1 rRNA gene is annotated in these 349 nt (G+C 54.4%); it reads right to left on the bottom strand.

The features are described from left to right. Window positions 1-346 (bottom strand): 23S ribosomal RNA (locus ACQ4MZ_RS31635); the annotation flags it as partial. Window positions 347-349: the final 3 nt, after the last annotated feature.

Genomic DNA, 349 nt, shown 5'->3' with positions numbered 1-349 from the left:
CTGTTCATCTACATCCATCCTTTGTAACTCCATGTGAGACGCCCCACAACCCCGCCGGGTAAACCCGACGGTTTAGGCTCTTCCGCGTTCGCTCGCCACTACTGACGGAATCACTATTGTTTTCTCTTCCTCCGGCTACTTAGATGTTTCAGTTCACCGGGTCTGCCCTCTCATCACCTATGGATTCAGTGAAGGATACCATCCCATTACAGATGGTGGGTTGCCCCATTCGGAGATCCCCGGATCAAAGCGTGCTTACCGCTCCCCGAGGCTTATCGCAGTTCGCTGCGTCCTTCTTCGGCTCCTAGCGCCAAGGCATCCACCGTGTGCCCTTAGTAACTTAACCACG

The organism is Dyadobacter sp. BHUBP1 (assembly GCF_050587785.1).
GTDB lineage: Bacteria > Bacteroidota > Bacteroidia > Cytophagales > Spirosomataceae > Dyadobacter.
This window is presented reverse-complemented; position numbering and strand designations above follow the sequence as displayed.